Raw genomic sequence first — 16758 nt, 5'->3', positions numbered from 1 at the left:
GCCGGCGTCGGGGCGGACCGGCGGGTTCCCCGGATACGGGCTCCGTCGCCCCCAATGTAACGGGGGGTCCTCACCGTGCGGTCCGGCCCCGAGCTGACAGACTGTCCAGGACAAGACCCACCTCACTTCGGAGGCCGTACGGTGGCGGACACGTCGGACACCAGAACCCCGGCGCAGATCGAGGCGGACATCAGACGCCGTCGCGAGGTGCTGGCCGAGACGCTCGACGAGATCGGGGTGCGCGCGCACCCCAGGACCCTCGTGGGCGACGCCAAGGCCCGGATCGTCTCCCGGGTCGACCACACCCTGGGGCGGGCCTACGTCGGGGCCAGCCGCGTGGTGGGCGAGGTGCGGGCGGGCCTCGTGGACGAGGAGGGTGCCCCCAGGCCGGAGCGCGTGGTGCCGGTGGTCATGGTGGCGGTCGGCGTGGTGGGGTTGCTGGTGGTGTCCACCCGGCGCCGCGGGGCGTGAGGCGGAGCGGGTAGGTTCGAGCCGTGAGCGCCAAGAGAGACGACCAGAGCATTCCGCACGACAAGCTCCCCATCCGCATGCTGCACGACCGGGTGCTGGTGCGGCAGGACAGCGGCGAGGGCGAGCGGCGTTCCGGCGGCGGGATCCTGATCCCCGCCACCGCCGCGGTGGGGCGGCGGCTCGCGTGGGCCGTGGTCGTCGCCGTGGGGCAGAACGTCCGGACGGTGGAGCCCGGCGACCGTGTGCTCTTCGATCCCGAGGACCGGGCGGAGGTCGAGGTGCGGGGCGTCGGGTACGTCCTGATGCGGGAGCGTGACCTGCACGCCGTGGCGGCCGACCGTTTCGAGGGCTCGCAGGACTCCACCGGCCTGTACCTCTGACCGGCGCGTTCTTCGCGTGGTTCGACGGGAGGGGGGTGGGGCGGCGATCGCCGCCCCACCCCCCTCCCGTCGTGTTTGCTAGGTTGGAGGGACCCGACGAGACGCGCCGTACCGGGTGAGGAAAAGACGACGCACCACCGTCCCGACGCGGCTGACGCAGCCGCGTCCGTCTCCTCCGGAGGTGCCGTCGTGGCCTGGGTCCTGTTGCTTCTCGCCGGTCTGCTGGAGGTCGGCTGGGCCGTGGGGATGAAGTACACCGAGGGCTTCACCCGCTTGGTTCCCAGCCTGCTGACCGGCGCCGGGATCGTGAGCAGCCTGTTGTTGTTGTCGTACGCCGTGCGGACGCTGCCCGTCGGCACGGCCTACGGCGTGTGGGTGGGCATCGGGGCCGCCGGAGCCGCGGTGGTCGGCATGGTGGCGCTGGGGGAGCCCGCCACCGCCGCGCGGATCTTCTTCGTCTGCCTGCTGCTGGTGGCAGTCGTCGGACTCAAGTTGACCGGATGATGCCGGCGCAAGCCCTGTCCTTCAGGGCAGGGGGAACCTCAGTACGTCGAAGACCTCGCGGTCAAGGGGCTCGCGCGGACCCGGCTCGCCAAGTCCGTCCACGACGCGGGCTGGTCTCAGTTCGTCGGCATGCTGGAGTACAAGGCCGCCGGACACGGCCGGCACTTCGGCAGGATCGGCCGGTTCGAACCGACCTCTCAGGTCTGCTCGGCCTGCGGCATCAAGGACGGCCCCAAGCCCCTGTCGGTCCGCGAGTGGACCTGCCAGGAGTGCGGGACCGTCCACGACCGCGACATCAACGCAGCACACAACATCCTGGCGGCGGGACGCGCCGACAGGCCAAACGCCTCGTGGAGCGGAGTTAAGACCGGGTCCGTCCCGGCGCAGCGCGTTGAAGCAGGAAGCCACCAGAAGGGCCAGACGGCCCAGGCTGGAATCCCCGTCCTCTAGGGCGGGGAGCACGTCAACTCCGGACACTGACCGGGCGCACCGAGCACCCTTCTGCCTGGCGCGGACCGGGGCGCGGTCCCGGGTGGCTCAGGCGTGGTCGGGGAGGGGAAGCCGCCCCGGCTCTCCCGGGTCGCCGGGTCTCTCCGCCGCGTGCTCCCCGTCCGGATCGCCCGGCACCGGGCCGCCGCCCGTTCCTTCGGGGCCGCCGGGGCCGTCCGGTCTCGGGGGCCCGGGCCTCCCGTCCGGCCCGTCCGGTCTCTGGGGGACGCGTGGCGGGTTCGGGTCGTCGCCCGGGGTCTCGGCGCCGGGCCCCCCGTGTTCCTCGGCCCCACCGCCTCCCGGGTCTTCGCCGGAGCCCGTCGACACGCGTTCCGGTCCGACGACGGCGCCGGGCCCGGGGGCGTCGACGGTCGGTCGGACGGCTTCCGGGGCGTCGGTGTCGCGGGCGGCGGCCACGCCACCGCCCGCGCCGCCACGGTCGTGGAGGGCGCCCTCGGCACCTCCCGTCGCGCCGGGCGGTGTGGCGGCGGGGCCGGAGTCCCAGGCGCCGTCGCCGGGTTCGGTGTCCCACGGGTCGTCGTCCCCGTAACGGTCCTCCTCGTCGGTGTCGCGCTCACGGTCGGACCCCGAGGGGCGGTCCGAGGGCCCACCACTCTCCTCGACGCCGCGCCTCACTCGCAGGTCGAAGGCGGTGACCGGGGTGCCGGAGAGCGCCTCGCGGGTGAACTGGGCCCAGATCTCGGCCGGGACCCCGCCCCCGTTGATCCTGCCCAGCCCCATCACGCCGTAGAGGGACTTGTGCGCGGCGGTGTCAGGGTCCTGCCCCATGACGGCCACGACGGTGGCGAGTTCCGGGGTGTAGCCGGCGAACCACGCGGCGGTGTCCTCCTCGGCGGTGCCGGTCTTGCCCGCGGCCGGGCGACCGGCCGCCCGCGCGGCGGTGGCGGTGCCCCGCTCCACCACCCCGCGCAGCACCCAGGTGGTGGTGTCGGCGGCCTCCCGGCCGATCACCTGGCGATCGTCCGGCCGCGACGGCAGTGGCACGTCTTGACCGCCGCGGGTGATCCGCTCGATCAGGGTGTACCCGGCGTGACGGCCGTGGTTGGCCAGGGTGGCGTACGCCTTGGCCATGTCGAGGGGGGAGGCGGTGGCGGTGCCGAGGGCGATGGAGGGGGCGGCGACCAGCTCCGGTGTGTCGGGGGAGAGCCCGAGGGCGACGGCGGTCTCCTCGACCCGGTCGCTCCCCACGTCCGCGGCCATCTGGGCGTAGACGGCGTTGACCGACTTGTCGGTGGCCTCCCGCACGGTGATGTCCCCGTAGTCCCGGTGGTCCTCGTTCTCGGGGGCGTAGCGCTGCCCCGACCAGCCCTGGACGGTGCGTTCGCTGGTGCCGTCGTAGCGGGTGGCCGGGGTGATCGACCTGCCGTCCTGGGTCTCGGCGTCGTTCTCCAGGGCGGAGGCCAGGACGAAGGGCTTGAAGGTCGAGCCGACCTGGAAGTCCCGACGGGTGGCGTTCGGGGTGTACTGCTTCACGTAGTCGACGCCGTTGTACAGCGCCACGACCTCGCCGCTGCGCGGGTCGACGGCCGCGCCGCCCGCCCGTACGTAGGAGTCGGCCTCCCGCGCGTCGTCAAGGCGGGACATCAGCCGGTCCTCCACGGCGGCGACGAAGGCGTCCTGCGCGTCCTCGCGGAGCGTTGTCGTGATGCGGTAGCCGCCGGCCTCCAGCTCCCCCTCCCGGAGGACGCCGTCCGCGGCGAGTTGCTCCTTCACGATCTGCACCACGTAACCGCGCTGTCCGGACAGGCTGTTCGGCGCGGTGGTGCGGTCGGGGTCGGGAAAGCTCAGGGAGGCCCGCCGGGCCGGGCCGAGCCAGCCTTGCTCCACCATCCCGTCCAGGACGTAGTTCCAACGGCGTACCGCCGCCGGGCGGTTCTCCGGGTGGGTGACGACGTCGTACCGGCTCGGGGCGTTGAGCAGCGAGGCGAGGTAGGCGCCCTGCCCGGCGTCCAGGTCGGCGGCGTCGATCCCGTAGTACGCGTGGGCGGCGGCCTGGACGCCGTACGCGCCCCGGCCGAAGTAGCTGGTGTTGAGATAGCCCTCCAGAATGTCGTCCTTGCCGGTCTCGCGGTCCAGTTTGATCGCGATGAAGAACTCCTTGACCTTGCGCGTGACCGTCTGTTCCTGCACGAGGTAGTAGTTCTTGACGTACTGCTGGGTGATGGTCGAGCCGGACTGCCTGCCCTTGCCCGTCGCCGTGTTCCAGGCCGCCCTGAGCATGGCCTGGGGGTCGACCCCCGAGGTGGAGTAGAAGTCGCGGTCCTCGGCCGCCAGTACGGCGTGTCGGGCGGCTTCGGAGACGCGGGAGAGCGCCACGTTCTCCCGGTTCACCTCGCCGTCGCGCGCGAGGACGGTGCCGTCGGCGTACAGGTAGATGTTGTTCTGCCGGGTGGCCAGGGCGTTGGCGGACGGGATCTTCACCAGGTGGTAGCCGAGGAAGAAGCCCCCGACGAGCAGCACGGCCACCGCGGCGACACCGCCGAGCACCATCCGCCAGGTCGGCAGGAGGCGGCGCGCGCCGGTGCGACGCCGCCGGCCCCCGCGCCCGGACGGTGCCGCGCCTTCCGACCCCGCGGACCCGGGGTTCGGGTCCCCCTGGCGCGCCCAGCCCGGAATCGGCGGTCTCGGCCGTGGCTCGTCGCTCATCGCTGAGCCTCCCTGTGGTGGCTGCGTCGGTGCTCGTCGTCGGTCCTCGCGCGTCCGCCCCGTGCAAAAGCCTCGCTCATGGGGGCGGTCCGTGCCCGGTGTGGCGTCGTGTCGTGGGGGATGGCGTGGCATGCGGAGTACGCCCGCTCGCGCGGTCGGGTGCGGGGCGCAGGCGGAGAGGGAACCGGTGCCGACCGGGGAGGGGCCGTCGGACCTCGGACTTCCCGAGGCCGTAGTGTGGCGGGCCCTCACCTCGTAGGCTGCTCCGCATGAGCGACGACGCCCCGGAACTGCGCGCATCCGACACCGACCGCGAACGGGTCGCCGAGGTCCTGCGGGACGCCCTCGCCGAGGGGCGGCTGGACATGACCGAGTTCGAGCAACGCCTGGAGGCGGCGTATCGGGCGCGGACCTACGGGGAGCTCGCCCCGATCACCCGGGACCTCCCGGCCGGCGCGACCCCCGCGCCCCGGGTGTCGACGACCAAGGAACCGGACCGCGCGGGCGGCTGGTCGAGCCGCATCACCGGGGCCGAGCCGACGTCGACCTGGGCGGTGGCCGTGATGTCGGGTTTCCGGCGCAAGGGGCGCTGGACCGTGCCCAGGCGCTTCACGACGTTCTCGTTCTGGGGCGGTGGGGAGATCGACCTCAGGGACGCCGACTTCACCGCGCGCGAGACGGTCGTGAACTGCGTCGCGATCATGGGCGGTGCCAGCGTGGTGGTGCCCCCCGGGGTCGAGGTGATCGTGCGAGGGATCGGCGTCATGGGCGGTTTCGACCAACGGGAGGATGGCGTTCCCGGTGATCCCGGTGCCCCCCGCGTGATCGTCACCGGGTTCGCCTTCTGGGGCGGGGTGGGTGTGGAGCGCAAGCCGCCCCGCTCGGAACGTGGGCCGAAGGAGAGGGCACGGGGGGAGAGGCTTCGGTCGGGCGAGGCCCGGTCCGAGGTGGAGGACGGCCGCCGCCGCGACCGCTGAACCAGGTACCGCCCGGCGCGGGCCGGTCGTGGTCGACCCGTGAGCCGCGGCGGGGGGCGTTCCGGGGCGTCGCCGCTCATCGGTGGCGGCGGCCGGCGAAGCGCCCTCGACCGGTGGCGCCCGGCGTCGTGAGGGCCCCGGGCGCCGGCGCGCGGGCCGTCCGCTCCTCGGTCGGCCCGCGCCCGCCGCGCGCGTGCCACCCGGCCGTCGCGCCGGCGCCGCCCGGCCGGGAGGACAATGGCCCGTAATCGCCGAACGGGTGGAGCACATGGAACGAACGCAGACCGGGGCCCCGGTGGGCACGGGAGAGGCCGGTCGCCTCGGTGGGGGCGACCGCGCCGCGACCGCCGCGGGCCGGGCGATGACCACCTTCAGCCCCGCCGACGAGGAGAAGCGACGCGGCGTCCGCCGTATGAAGATCACCGCGACCGGGCTGCTGATCTTCGTCACGGTGGTCTACGCCCTCACCGAGTGGGCCTCCCACGCGGGTGCCGGGCCCTGGGCGGGATACGTGTCCGCCGCCGCCGAGGCCGGCATGGTCGGCGCCCTCGCCGACTGGTTCGCGGTCACCGCGCTCTTCAGACGCCCCTTGGGCCTGCCCATCCCGCACACCGCGATCATCCCGACCAAGAAGGACCAGCTCGGTGTCTCGCTCGGCGAGTTCGTCGGAGAGAACTTCCTCTCCGAGGACGTCGTGCGGGAGCGCCTGCGCGCCGTCGGGATGGCGGCCAGGCTCGGCGCCTGGCTCGCCGTCCCCGACAACGCGGACCGGGTGACCGAGGAATCGGCCACCGCGCTGCGGGCCGCCCTGACCGTGCTGCGCGACTCCGAGGTGCAGGCCGTGGTCGGGGAGGCCGTCACCCGCCGGGCCGACGCCGTGGAGATCGCCCCGGGGATGGGGAGACTGCTGGAGCGGGTCGTCGCCGACGGCGGGCATCGGCGGGCCGTCGACCTGGTGGTGGCGCGCGCCCACGACTGGCTGGTGCTGCACGGCGACTCGGTGACGGGCGCGGTCCAGGGCGGGGCGCCCGCCTGGACGCCGCGGTTCGTGGACCGGAAGATGGGCGACCGCGTCCACAAGGAGTTGCTGCGCTTCGTGACCGAGATGCGGGACATGCCCGAGCATCCGGCCCGCGAGGCGCTCGACCGGTTCCTGACGGACTTCGCGAGCGAGCTGCGGTCCGACCCCGACACCCGCGCGCGGGTGGAGCGGCTGAAGAGCGAGGTGTTGGGCCGGGACGAGGTCCAGGACCTGATCGCCTCCGTGTGGACCGCCGTGCGGTCCACGGTCGTCTCGGCGGCCGAGGACGAGCGCAGCGAACTGCGACTGCGGGTCCGTGCCTCGCTGCTGGCGCTCGGCGGGCGGCTCGTCGCCGACGACCGGATCCGGGGCAAGGTGGACACCTGGTTGGAGAACGCGGCGGTGTACGTCGTCACCACCTACCGGGGGGAGATCACCTCGCTGATCACCGAAACGGTGGCCGGGTGGGACGCCGAGCACACCACACGGAAGATCGAGGCGAACATCGGGCGGGACCTGCAGTTCATCAGGATCAACGGCACGGTGGTGGGTTCGCTGGCGGGGTTGGTCATCTACTCCGCGGCCCGAGCCCTGGGTGCCTGACCTACCGTCACCCGCAGGCGCCTGGCGGCGCCTACCGGTCGCGGGGCCGCGGTGGTGACGGCGGGCGCCCGCCCGTCGGTATCGCCTCCCGCCGCCCCGCCGGGCCTCACCCCGTCCCGTGGCAGTCGGCGTAGGCCCGCTCCGTCCCGCACCAGCAGGCGTCCGCTTGTCCGGGCGGCCATGCCTCGGCGCGCCCTCGGGCGGCCAGGGTCGTGGCGTACTGGGGCAGGAGGGAGGCGTCGCCGGGGGAGGAGCCCTCGGACGCGGCGAAGGCCTCGTAGGAGGGGACCGTGCCCCGTACCAGGCCGAGTCGGGCGGCGCCGGACGAGGCGAGTTCCCGCAGGGCGGTCTCCAGGGTCGCCACGTGCTCCTCGTAGGAGGGGTACTCGGCGGTCAGCGAGGGGTGGTCCGCCAGCAGTTCCGCCAACTCCTCGGCCGGCCAGTGCAGCATGGCGACCGGGAAGGGGCGCGACAGGGCTGCCCGGTGGGCACCCAGCTCCGCGCGGAGTCGGGAGATCTCCGCCTCCAGGTCCGCCGGGTCGTTCGAGCCGAGTGTCCAGACGCGGCCCGGGTCGTGCAGCTCGTCCAGCGAGACCGGCATCGAGTGGAGGGTGTCGGCGAGGGTGTCCCAGGCGTCGTGCGGGAGACCCAGCATGCGTCGGACGCGGTGTCGGCCGAAGAACAGAGGGTGCGTGACCCGGGGAGGCTCCTCACCCTCCGCCACCAGCGACCGCGCCCCCTCGGTGAAGGTCTCGTGAGCCGCCTCCAACTCGTCGTGGGACTCCAGCGCCTCCGCCACGATCACCCACGCCGCCGGGTCTCGCGGCGCCGCCGCGCGCACGCCGTCGATGATGGCCCGCGCCTCGGCCTCGTGGCCGTACTCCCAGAGGTTGGCCGCTTTCCGGGCCCGTACGAGTACGGGATCCTCCAACTTCCCGGACGAGGACAGCAGCCGGTCGTAGAGCGCGGTCGCGGCGGGTCGGTCGCCGGACAGCTCGTGGTGGGCGGCGGCCCTCAGCAGCAGGGCCTCGGCGTCCTCCGGGTACAGGCCGGCGGTCCGCTCCAGGCGCGCCGCTTCGGCGGGGTGGTCGACGTTCTCGGCAGGCGTGTCGGGGCGCATGGGGAACACCGTACTGCGATGGGGTGACGAACCGGAGCGCGCCGCCGGTCCCGACGACGTGCTCGTCCCGGCGCCCGCGCCCCCGGGACGACCTCCGGGTGCCGGCGTCGGGGGGCGGGGTCAGACCTCGTGGACCAGGTCGGCGATCGACTCGACGACCTTGGAGGGCCCGTACGGGAAGCGGTCGACCTCGCTCGGCCGCGTCACGCCGGTGCTGACGAGGAAGGTGCGCATCCCCGCCTCCAGCCCGGCCAGTACGTCCGTGTCCATCCGGTCGCCGATCATGGCGGAGGTCTCCGAGTGGGCGCCGATGGCGTTCAGACCGGCGCGCATCATCAGGGGGTTGGGCTTGCCGACGAAGTACGGCTTCTTGCCGGTGGCCGCCGTGATCAGCGCCGCGACGGCCCCTGTCGCCGGCAGCGCCCCCTCCGCGGAGGGCCCCGTCTCGTCCGGGTTCGTCGCGACGAACCGCGCGCCGTCGTTGATCAGCCGGACCGCCTTCGTCATGGCCTCGAAGGAGTACGTCCGGGTCTCCCCGAGGACGACGAAGTCGGGCTCCTGGTCGGTCAGCACGTAGCCGATCTCGTGCAGCGCCGTGGTCAGCCCCGCCTCGCCGATCACGTAGGCGGTGCCGTTGGGGCGCTGGTCGTCCAGGAACTGCGCGGTGGCCAGCGCCGAGGTCCAGATGTTCGCCACCGGCACCTGGAGGCCCATGCGCGCGAGCCGCGCGTGCAGGTCCCGGGGGGTGTAGATCGAGTTGTTGGTGAGGACCAGGAACGGCTTCCCGGATTCCCTCAGCCGCTTGAGGAACTCCTCGGCGCCTGGGATCGGGGTGCCTTCGTGGATCAACACCCCGTCCATGTCGGTCAGCCACGACTCGATCGGCTTGCGCTCTGCCATAGGGGTGACTCTCCTGCCGGACGCGTTGTACGAGGCGGCTTGTCCTCGGCGTAGACCCTACCGCCGACGCGTGTTCGATTTTTCGTGGGTCGGGTGCGCTCTCCTCGGGCCGGGCGCTCGCCGGATCCTCGTCACCCGATCGGCGGAGACGGATCGGTCCGGCGGATGCGCGTGGCGAGCGGGTGGGAGAGCCTGCGGACACGGGAGGTTCACGATGGGCTCACTCAGGACGACGCTCTGTGCCGGAGTGGCGGTGGCCGCCGTGGCGGCGCCCGTGGCACACGGCGCCGAAGGCGACGGTGTCACGGTGGCACCCGCCCGTCCCGCGCCCGGCACCGACGTCACGCTCCGCCTGGCCGACTGCCCGGAGCGGACCGCCCTGGCCGGGTCGCCCGCCTTCGCCTCGGACGTCCGCCTGGCCCTGACGGGCGGCACGGGGGAACTGGTGGGCACCGCGCGGGTGCGCGCGACCTCGACGGCCGGTTCCCACCCGGTGCGGATCCACTGCGGCGCGGAGGAACGGACGTCCACGCTCGACGTCACCGGACGACCGCCCTCCGTCCCGGAGTCGGGTACCGCGCCCGATCGGTCGCCCGGATCGCCGGTGGCGTCCGCGGACACGGGCGACGGCGGCATCGTCCGCCTGGCCGTCGTCGACGCGGGGGAGGACGACGCCCGGGCCGAGGGCCCCGGGACCGTCCACGCGGTGATCGGGTTGGTGCTCGCCGGGGCCGCCGCGGTGGCCGTGGCGGTGCGGGGCGTCCGCCGGGGCCGAGGGACGGAATGACCGGCCGTGCCTTCTCCGGCGCGCTCCTCGACGAAGGCGGTCGTATCGGCCCACCTCACCGCGACCGTTTCGTGGCGAATCCGCCCCGAAACCTCGCCCCTCGGGCGTGAGGGCCCCGGGGCGGGCGGGGCGTATGTCAGGATTGAGCCTCGACCGAGTGCACCCTAGGGGGAGTTGGATGGACGGCACCAGGGGCGTCGGAAGGATCGGCGGGGCCCGGGTCCGCGCGGCGGCGGTCGGGGCGGTGCTGCTCCTGGCGGGCTGCTCGGACGCGGACGCCGGCGATGCCGAGGGGGACGGCGCGCCCGCCCGGCAGCCCGCGGGATCCGCCCCCTACTGGGTCAACCCGGAGGGCACCGCCGCGCGCGAGTTGGCGGAACTGGAGCGGGACGGCCGTGACGAGGAGGCCGACCTGATCCGCCGGATCGCCGAACGGCCGGTGGCCGAGTGGATCAGCCCGGAGGAAGCCGAGGCCCAGAGCCGCGGTTTCACCGAGGCCGCCGCGGCGGTCGACCGCACGGCGCTGCTCGTGCTGTACAACATCCCGCACCGGGACTGCGGCCAGTACTCGCAGGGCGGCGCGGTCGACGGCGCGGCCTACCGCGCCTTCGTCGAGGCCGTGGCCGAGGGGATCGACGATCGGCCGGCCACGGTGATTTTGGAGCCGGACGCGGTGCTGCACCTCGTGGACGGCTGCACGCCCGAGGTGTACCACGAGGAGCGCTACGCGCTCTTGCGGGAAGCGATCGCCACCCTGAAGGCGCTCCCCGACACCACCGTCTACCTCGACGCGGGCAACGCCGGTTGGGGGGAGCCGGACCAGATCTTCGAACCGCTGCGGTGGGCGGGCGTCGAGCGGGCCGACGGCTTCTCGGTCAACGTCTCGAACTACTACACCACCGAGGACTCGATCGCCTACGGCAAGGAGTTGTCCGCCAAGGTCGGCGGGAAGCCCTTCGTCATCGACACCAGCCGCAACGGCAACGGCCCCTACACCGGGGGCGATGCGAGCGAGCGCTGGTGCAATCCGCCCGGCCGGGCGCTGGGCGAGGCACCCACCCGCGACACCGCCGATCCCCTGGTCGACGCCTACCTGTGGATCAAGCGCCCCGGGGAATCGGACGGGGAGTGCAAGGGCGGTCCCAAGGCGGGGGAGTGGTGGCCCGAGTACGCCCTGGGGCTAGCCCGGTCGGCGAACTGAGAGGGCCCCGGTGGGGAGGGAGGCACCCCCACTCCCCACCGGGGCCCTGCTCCCGGCGCCTACGGCACCCGCACCCAGCGGGCCTTGCTCGGCACGCCGTTGCCGTCCGTGGCGAACATCATGTACCACCCTGCCTGGACCAGGTTGGCGTTCTCGGGCACGGTCACCGTCAGCCGGTCCCCCTCCGCCTCGAAGTCCAGGGCGATCGACCGCTGGTCGACGTCGGTGACGTGGGTCGAGGCGCTCGGCCGGATCAGGCGGACCTTCTCGATCGACTCCGCCACGCTCGATGTGAACGTCCCCGACTCCCCGCGCCCGATGCTCTCCGGCCCATCGGCCAGATCCGGCCGGTCCTCGCCGTAGAGATAGGGCGGGGTGTAGATCTCGATGCGCTGCTCGAACTCGCCGGGCTTGGTGTTGGCCTTGTCGGCGAAGAGCGAGTCCGAGCCGAAGAACATCACGCGCCCGTCCGGCAACAGGATCGAACCGGAGTGGTAGTTGCGGCCCACCAGGGGGTCGGCGACCCGCCGGAACTCGTCGGCCTCGGTGTCGTAGATCCGGGCCTGGAGGATGTTGGAGTCGCTCCGGCCCCGGTAGTCCTCGGAGCCGCCGGAGACCAGCACCTCGTCGGTGGGGAGGACGGAGACCTGCGGGTAGCGGGTGCCCTTCTCCAGTGAGGGGCCGTCGGTGAAGCGGGGCTCGTCGGCGCTCAGGTCGACCAGGCGGGTCTTCTCGCTCGCCAGCCGGGACTCCCCGACGCCGCCGCCGCCGACCACCATGTACCGCTCGTCCTGAGCCGGCGGCAGCAGGACGGTCGCGGACGTCTCCAGCATGTTCGCGTCGCTCATGCCGGGGATCTCGGTGAACTCGTTGGTCTCCACGTCCCAGATACCCGGGTCGCGACCGACGTCGTCAGGGCCGTAGCCCGCGTTGGAGCCCGAGTAGAAGATCTTGCCTTCTCGCGTCAGGAACAGCGCCGGGTAGGTGGGGAACTGGCGCTCCTCCTCGGTGTAGGTCCACTCCTGGGTCTCGGGGTCGTAGACCTCGTTCTTGCCCGGCACGAGCTGGCCGATGTCGTCGAGGCCGGAGACGCTGAGGATCTTGCCGTCGCTCAGCGTGGTGAGCGTCGGATACCAGCGGGCCTCGTGCATGGGGTCGACCTTGACGTACTTCTCGGCGACCGGGTCGAATTCGAAGGCGTCCCGGATTCCCTGGAAGTCCTTCTTGTCCAGTGCGAGTTTCTCCGCGATCCCGTAGGTGTTGCGGGCGTCCTCGCCTTCCAGGCCCTCGATGCGGTAGTTGTCCTGGGTCCCGGTCTCGTACTCCGCGCCCTTCTTCTGCGCCTCGACGTAGATCCGGCCGTAGCCGGGGGTGTTGCCCAGGAACTCCCCGGTCTCCTCGTCGAAGTTCTTCTCCGCCCGGGGAACCAGCACCGGGTCCTTGGAGACGAAGGTCTTGCCGTTCTCCTTGCCGGTGAAGATCGTGCCGGCGGGCAGCGTCATCGGCTTGTCGGGGTTCTCGTTGTGGACGATCATCAGGCCGCCGGCCTTCTCCACGTCACCCTTGAGCTTCTCGTAGCGCTTGGTGCCACCGGCGATCAGCAGGTTCCCGTTGGACAGTTGGGTGTGCCCGGTGCAGAAGAGGTCGTTCGGGGTGGGCACCTTCTTGACGGTGCCCTCGACCGGGTCCCAGACGCGGGTGTCGTACTGCTTGGCGTCGAAGTTCTCCTGGTCGTTGCCGGACCCGGCGACGAGAAGGACCTTCCCGGTGTGCAGCAGTGCCGCGTGGATGGTGTTCTGCCGATACTTCGCGGGGAACTCGACCACTTCCCACTTGCCGTTCTCGGCCTTGTACTCGGGCTTGTTGATCGTGTACTGGTGGTACTTCTCGGATCCGAAGCGGTAGAGCCACGGCCCGTTCATCCCGGCCAGCGCTACCACCACCGTCGTGCCTATCGCGAAGCGACGGGCACGCCGGCGGCCGGCACGGTCCCTCATTCGTCACGTCCCCTCAGTCCGCTTCCGCCAAGGGTGATCTGCATGGTCTGGTCGTTCCCTCCGTCGCTGCCGTCCGGGTCGGCCCAAGCGGGCCGCTGACGCCGCTCGCCACCGGCGGCCGGTTCCGGGATCCCGGTCGCGCCGGAGACGGTGCCGGGTGTCGCTTCCGACACCGCCGGCTCGGCCGACGGGCCGGGGTCGGGCTTGAGGTTCCGCAACGAGTGGCGCCAGACGAAGATCGGCGTTGCGGTGATCAGCAGGGCGAACGAGGCCCAGATGATCATCGCCGGATGCGAGTTGCCGAAGACGAAGCCCGCGGCGATCGAGGCACCGAAGATCAGGATGAAGTACCAGTGGTACCGGAAGGTCCCGAACAGCGTGTCCGGGCTGGCCGAGTCGCCCTTCGGCGTCACCACGAACTTGCTCTTGCGACGGAGCGCCGAGTCGATCAGGGCCTTGGCGTAGAGCGGGGCGGACAGCGCGGACATCACCATGCCCGCGACGCCCCCGGAGCCCTCGGGCTCGTGCGGGGAGACGTTGTGCCGGCGGTTCCAGACGTAGAGGCCGATCTGGAGGGCGGAGGCGTTGCCGTAGAGCATCAGCCAGACCGCCGGGTCGATGTTGACGCCCGACGCGCCGAGACCCAGGAAGAGCGCGCAACTCAGCGCCGCGAGAATCCAGTTCAGGGCGGACATCGGGTAGAAGATGATCATCATCGTGTAGTTGAAGAGCTTGCTCGGCGGGAGCGAGTACCAGCCCTTCCAGTACTGCTTGAGGATCGTCTCGTAGGTTCCGCGGGACCAGCGCATCTGCTGGGTGAAGAAGTCCGTCCAGGCGTTGGGGCCCTCGCCGACGGCGAGCACGTCCGGGGTGTAGACCGAACGCCACTTGCGGCCGGTCGCCGGGTTCTTGGCCCGGTGCATCTCGAAGCCGGTCGCCATGTCCTCGGTGATCGAGTCGTACAGACCGCCGATCTGCTTGATCGCCTTGATCCGTACGGCGTTGGAGGTGCCGACGAACATCGGCGAGCCGTAGCGGTTGCCCGCCCGCTGGATCAGCGCGTGGAAGAGGAACTGCTGCGACTCCGCCGCCTTGGTGACGAAGTTGTCGTAGTTGCCGTAGACCTGCGGTCCGATGACGAAGCCGACGTCGGGGTCGCGGAAGAAGCCGAGCATCCGCTCCAGGTAGTTGGGGAGCGGCACGTGGTCGGTGTCGACGGAGGCGAAGAAGTCGTAGTCGTCGCCGTGCGCGTCCAGCCAGGCGTTGTAGTTGCCGTGCTTGGTCTTCTTGCGGTGCGGGCCCTTCTCCCGGTTCCACTTCGCGACGCCCTTGCGGGAGAAGTGGTGGACGCCCAGGCGTTCGCAGACCGCCTTCACCTCGGGGTCGTCCCCCTCGTCGAGCAGCCACACGTGCATCGTCCCGCGGTGGCGGATCTTGACCGCCGCCTCCAGAGTCTTCGTCACCATCTCCAGCGGTTCCTTGCCGGGGACGAAGGAGGTGAGGAAGGCGACCCGGGTGCCGGTCTCCGGAACCACCGGGATCGGGTCCCGGGCGACCAGCGTGGCGTGGGCGTTGGAGACCACGTTCATGCAGCGGAAGAACTCGATCAGTCCGATCGAGACGAGCATGACCACGTCGAGCGCGGGAAGCCACTCGAACGCCGGGTAGTCCCGTTCCGTCCAGTGCTCCGGCTGGAGCAGCCAGACCAGGAGTACGACGGACAGTACCGGCGCGGCGGCCAGCATCAACGCGATGCGGACGCGGTGCGGTTCCTGGGATATGAGCGAGCGGTACCGCACCCGGTAGGGCTTGTCGGGATCGGGCTGGGTGAGGGGGCCCGAGAGTCGGCTGTAGTGCTCGTAGTCGTAGCGAGGCAGTGTCTTCCGGATGCGGCGGAAGGTGCCGGTGGTGGTGTTGCGATGCGTCGGCACCCTGAGTTGGGTGGTTTGGGACGCATCGAAGTCCTGTCGGTCGCCCGACGGCGTCGACGCCATGAGTCTTCCCCCCACACGCGGCGAACCCGCGTGTTTCGTAGCTTCCAGCGCCCGCGACCGGTCCCCCTCGACCGTGGGCAGGCGTATTGGTGGCGGCCCGCAGTCACCACGTCGTGCACCACTTTATAGACATGGAATGCCGGCCACCGGTTGCAGGTCGCCCTTTCGGCATCCTGTTCCGCGCGGGCCCCGCCCTCGTGTATACCGGCCCGCCGGGCACTCCTCGGCCCCCGCGGTCGGCTCCGTCGCCCCCGACCGGAACAGGGTTCTACGGCACCCGGCATGATCGCAACATGGGAACGGCGCCCTTTTCGCTCGATCGGCGGTATATCCGGACAGTGAGGGTCACCGCGACGGGAGATCGCGAAGAGGAAAGGACCCGGCGAAGACCCGAAAGGGGCCGCACGGACCACGGCGCACGCGAACTCGACGGCTCCGGACACGGCACAGGCCCCCCGCCGGAGCGGAGGGCCTGTGCCGTCGGTGCGCCGCCAGGGACTCGAACCCCGGACCCGCTGATTAAGAGTCAGCTGCTCTAACCAACTGAGCTAGCGGCGCTCGCTGACGTGCCCACTCTACCCGACCGCGGAGGCTCACCCGCCCCGGTCCGCCCGCCCCCGACCCGCGCCCGCCCGGCACGTGCGGCGCCCGGTACGTCGTTCGGACCGTCAACATGCGTTCCCGGGCGCCGGTTGAGAGGCTTGCCGACACGTACCGCGGTGACGATTCTCCGCCTGGAATGTGAGGGGTGTCTCATGGAGGCTCCGGAATTCGAGGAAGTCGCTCCCGACCCCGCGTGCGCGTGCGCGGGGTGCCTTGCCACGCGGATCCCGCCGAGGGCGTCGCGCGGCGGCGCGCTCGCCCGCCCGGCGGTCGTCCGGACGGTGGTCGCCGCGACCGCGACGCCCTTGGCCGTGGCGGGAGCGGGTCAGGCGGCGGCACTCCCCGCGGACGACACCCCCTCCGCAGCCCCGCAGGTCGAGGCGATCGAACCGGGCGAGACCCCGCAGGGACCCCGCGCGCCGCTCTACGGCGTCGACCCGGACGTGACGCCGATGTGGGCGGTCGACACGCCCCCCACGACGCGTGACCGGATCATCGAGCGGGCCCGGACCTGGGTCTCCGCACGGGTTCCCTACAGCATGAGCAGGTACTGGTACGACGGCTACCGACAGGACTGCTCCGGATACGTGTCCATGGCCTGGGGACTCACCGGCAACGAATGGACGGGGAGCCTCCACCACTTCGGCGAGCGGATCACCAAGGACGAACTGCTCCCCGGCGACATCCTGCTCTTCCACAACCCGGCCAACCCCTCGTCCGGCTCCCACGTGGTGATCTTCGCCGGTTGGACGGACGACACCCGCGAGTCCTACCTCGCCTACGAACAGACGCCCCCGCACGCCGTCGGCCGCGTCACCCCTTACGCCTACTGGCGGAACTCCTCCGGATACGTCCCGTACCGCTACAACGGGCTCGTCGAGGAGGGTCCGACCGGCGAAGGGCTCAAGGGGCCGCTCCGAGCCGCCTCGCGCGCGGAGGCCGGAGCGCCGTGAGCGCGACCCCGCCGACCCCCTCCGCCACCTCGCGCCCCGCCGGGGGAGGGCCCGATCCGCACAGTCGGCCGGCGGACGAGCAGCCCCGCCC

At 71.9% G+C, this 16758-nt stretch carries 13 protein-coding genes, 1 tRNA gene, 1 pseudogene and 1 riboswitch; of the genes and pseudogenes, 9 read left to right on the top strand and 6 right to left on the bottom strand.

Translation table 11 applies throughout. The annotated features are described in order from the left end of the window. Positions 1 to 141: 141 nt before the first annotated feature. The 4 genes and pseudogenes from JEK78_RS07105 to JEK78_RS07090 all read left to right on the top strand — a co-directional run. Positions 142 to 471 (top strand): DUF3618 domain-containing protein, encoded by a 330-nt coding sequence (locus JEK78_RS07105; protein WP_200263257.1) that lies wholly within the window; start codon positions 142 to 144, stop codon positions 469 to 471. Between the two features lie 23 nt (positions 472 to 494). Beyond that, positions 495 to 851, top strand: a complete 357-nt coding sequence (locus tag JEK78_RS07100) for a co-chaperone GroES (protein ID WP_200263256.1) — start codon at positions 495 to 497, stop codon at positions 849 to 851. Between the two features lie 71 nt (positions 852 to 922). After that, positions 923 to 987: riboswitch (guanidine-III (ykkC-III) riboswitch) on the top strand. 53 nt (positions 988 to 1040) lie between these two features. Then, positions 1041 to 1355, top strand: a complete 315-nt coding sequence (locus JEK78_RS07095; RefSeq protein ID WP_200263255.1) for an SMR family transporter — start codon at positions 1041 to 1043, stop codon at positions 1353 to 1355. Between the two features lie 42 nt (positions 1356 to 1397). Continuing rightward, positions 1398 to 1805: pseudogene (locus JEK78_RS07090) on the top strand (RNA-guided endonuclease TnpB family protein); the annotation flags it as partial. Positions 1806 to 1892: 87 nt separating this feature from the next. On the opposite strand, the gene JEK78_RS07085 reads toward JEK78_RS07090, so the two are convergent. Beyond that, complete coding sequence (locus JEK78_RS07085) at positions 1893 to 4355, bottom strand: transglycosylase domain-containing protein (RefSeq protein ID WP_242483373.1); 2463 nt, start codon at positions 4353 to 4355, stop codon at positions 1893 to 1895. 425 nt (positions 4356 to 4780) lie between these two features. Between JEK78_RS07085 and JEK78_RS07080 the strand changes: the two genes are divergently transcribed. Together JEK78_RS07080 and JEK78_RS07075 are read left to right on the top strand one after the other, a co-directional pair. Continuing rightward, positions 4781 to 5488: a DUF1707 domain-containing protein gene (locus JEK78_RS07080; RefSeq protein WP_200263253.1), complete on the top strand. Its 708-nt coding sequence runs from the start codon at positions 4781 to 4783 to the stop codon at positions 5486 to 5488. A 268-nt stretch (positions 5489 to 5756) separates the two neighbouring features. Beyond that, complete coding sequence (locus JEK78_RS07075) at positions 5757 to 7112, top strand: DUF445 domain-containing protein (RefSeq protein WP_200263252.1); 1356 nt, start codon at positions 5757 to 5759, stop codon at positions 7110 to 7112. Between the two features lie 106 nt (positions 7113 to 7218). Here JEK78_RS07075 and JEK78_RS07070 read toward each other — a convergent pair whose 3' ends face one another. Next, complete coding sequence (locus tag JEK78_RS07070; RefSeq protein WP_200263251.1) at positions 7219 to 8232, bottom strand: SEC-C domain-containing protein; 1014 nt, start codon at positions 8230 to 8232, stop codon at positions 7219 to 7221. Positions 8233 to 8352: 120 nt separating this feature from the next. Continuing rightward, entirely contained in the window at positions 8353 to 9132 is a 780-nt protein-coding gene (locus JEK78_RS07065; RefSeq protein WP_200263250.1) for an HAD-IIA family hydrolase, read from the bottom strand. A gap of 214 nt (positions 9133 to 9346) precedes the next feature. Between JEK78_RS07065 and JEK78_RS07060 the strand changes: the two genes are divergently transcribed. Together JEK78_RS07060 and JEK78_RS07055 are read left to right on the top strand one after the other, a co-directional pair. Further along, a complete protein-coding gene (locus JEK78_RS07060) occupies positions 9347 to 9919 on the top strand; it encodes a hypothetical protein (RefSeq protein ID WP_200263249.1) in 573 nt (190 codons plus the stop codon). A gap of 178 nt (positions 9920 to 10097) precedes the next feature. After that, entirely contained in the window at positions 10098 to 11120 is a 1023-nt protein-coding gene (locus tag JEK78_RS07055) for a glycoside hydrolase family 6 protein (RefSeq protein WP_200263248.1), read from the top strand. Between the two features lie 59 nt (positions 11121 to 11179). Here the strand turns inward: JEK78_RS07055 and JEK78_RS07050 are convergent, their stop codons facing one another. From JEK78_RS07050 to JEK78_RS07040, 3 genes are all read right to left on the bottom strand, one after another. Beyond that, positions 11180 to 13117, bottom strand: a complete 1938-nt coding sequence (locus JEK78_RS07050; RefSeq protein WP_200263247.1) for a kelch motif-containing protein — start codon at positions 13115 to 13117, stop codon at positions 11180 to 11182. Further along, a complete protein-coding gene (locus tag JEK78_RS07045) occupies positions 13114 to 15111 on the bottom strand; it encodes a cellulose synthase catalytic subunit (RefSeq protein WP_200263246.1) in 1998 nt (665 codons plus the stop codon). Before JEK78_RS07045 ends, JEK78_RS07050 begins: the two co-directional genes overlap by 4 nt. A gap of 484 nt (positions 15112 to 15595) precedes the next feature. Next, a tRNA-Lys gene (locus JEK78_RS07040) sits at positions 15596 to 15669 on the bottom strand. Between the two features lie 197 nt (positions 15670 to 15866). Between JEK78_RS07040 and JEK78_RS07035 the strand changes: the two genes are divergently transcribed. Next, on the top strand, positions 15867 to 16667 hold the full coding sequence (locus JEK78_RS07035) for an NlpC/P60 family protein (RefSeq protein ID WP_200263245.1): 801 nt from the start codon (positions 15867 to 15869) through the stop codon (positions 16665 to 16667). The last annotated feature ends 91 nt before the right edge of the window (positions 16668 to 16758 follow it).

Source organism: Streptomyces sp. HSG2, assembly GCF_016598575.1.
Classification (GTDB): domain Bacteria; phylum Actinomycetota; class Actinomycetes; order Streptomycetales; family Streptomycetaceae; genus Streptomyces.
The sequence above is the reverse complement of the archived record's forward strand: the minus strand, read 5'-3'. Positions and strand labels throughout refer to the sequence as shown.

Coding starts and splice junctions, on each gene's coding strand:
- JEK78_RS07045 (WP_200263246.1), bottom strand. CDS start 15,111: ATGGCGTCGACGCCGTCGGGCGACCGACAGGACTTCGATGCGTCCCAA.
- JEK78_RS07065 (WP_200263250.1), bottom strand. CDS start 9,132: ATGGCAGAGCGCAAGCCGATCGAGTCGTGGCTGACCGACATGGACGGG.
- JEK78_RS07035 (WP_200263245.1), top strand. CDS start 15,867: ATGGAGGCTCCGGAATTCGAGGAAGTCGCTCCCGACCCCGCGTGCGCG.
- JEK78_RS07060 (WP_200263249.1), top strand. CDS start 9,347: ATGGGCTCACTCAGGACGACGCTCTGTGCCGGAGTGGCGGTGGCCGCC.
- JEK78_RS07080 (WP_200263253.1), top strand. CDS start 4,781: ATGAGCGACGACGCCCCGGAACTGCGCGCATCCGACACCGACCGCGAA.
- JEK78_RS07050 (WP_200263247.1), bottom strand. CDS start 13,117: ATGAGGGACCGTGCCGGCCGCCGGCGTGCCCGTCGCTTCGCGATAGGC.
- JEK78_RS07075 (WP_200263252.1), top strand. CDS start 5,757: ATGGAACGAACGCAGACCGGGGCCCCGGTGGGCACGGGAGAGGCCGGT.
- JEK78_RS07070 (WP_200263251.1), bottom strand. CDS start 8,232: ATGCGCCCCGACACGCCTGCCGAGAACGTCGACCACCCCGCCGAAGCG.
- JEK78_RS07085 (WP_242483373.1), bottom strand. CDS start 4,355: ATGGTGCTCGGCGGTGTCGCCGCGGTGGCCGTGCTGCTCGTCGGGGGC.
- JEK78_RS07055 (WP_200263248.1), top strand. CDS start 10,098: ATGGACGGCACCAGGGGCGTCGGAAGGATCGGCGGGGCCCGGGTCCGC.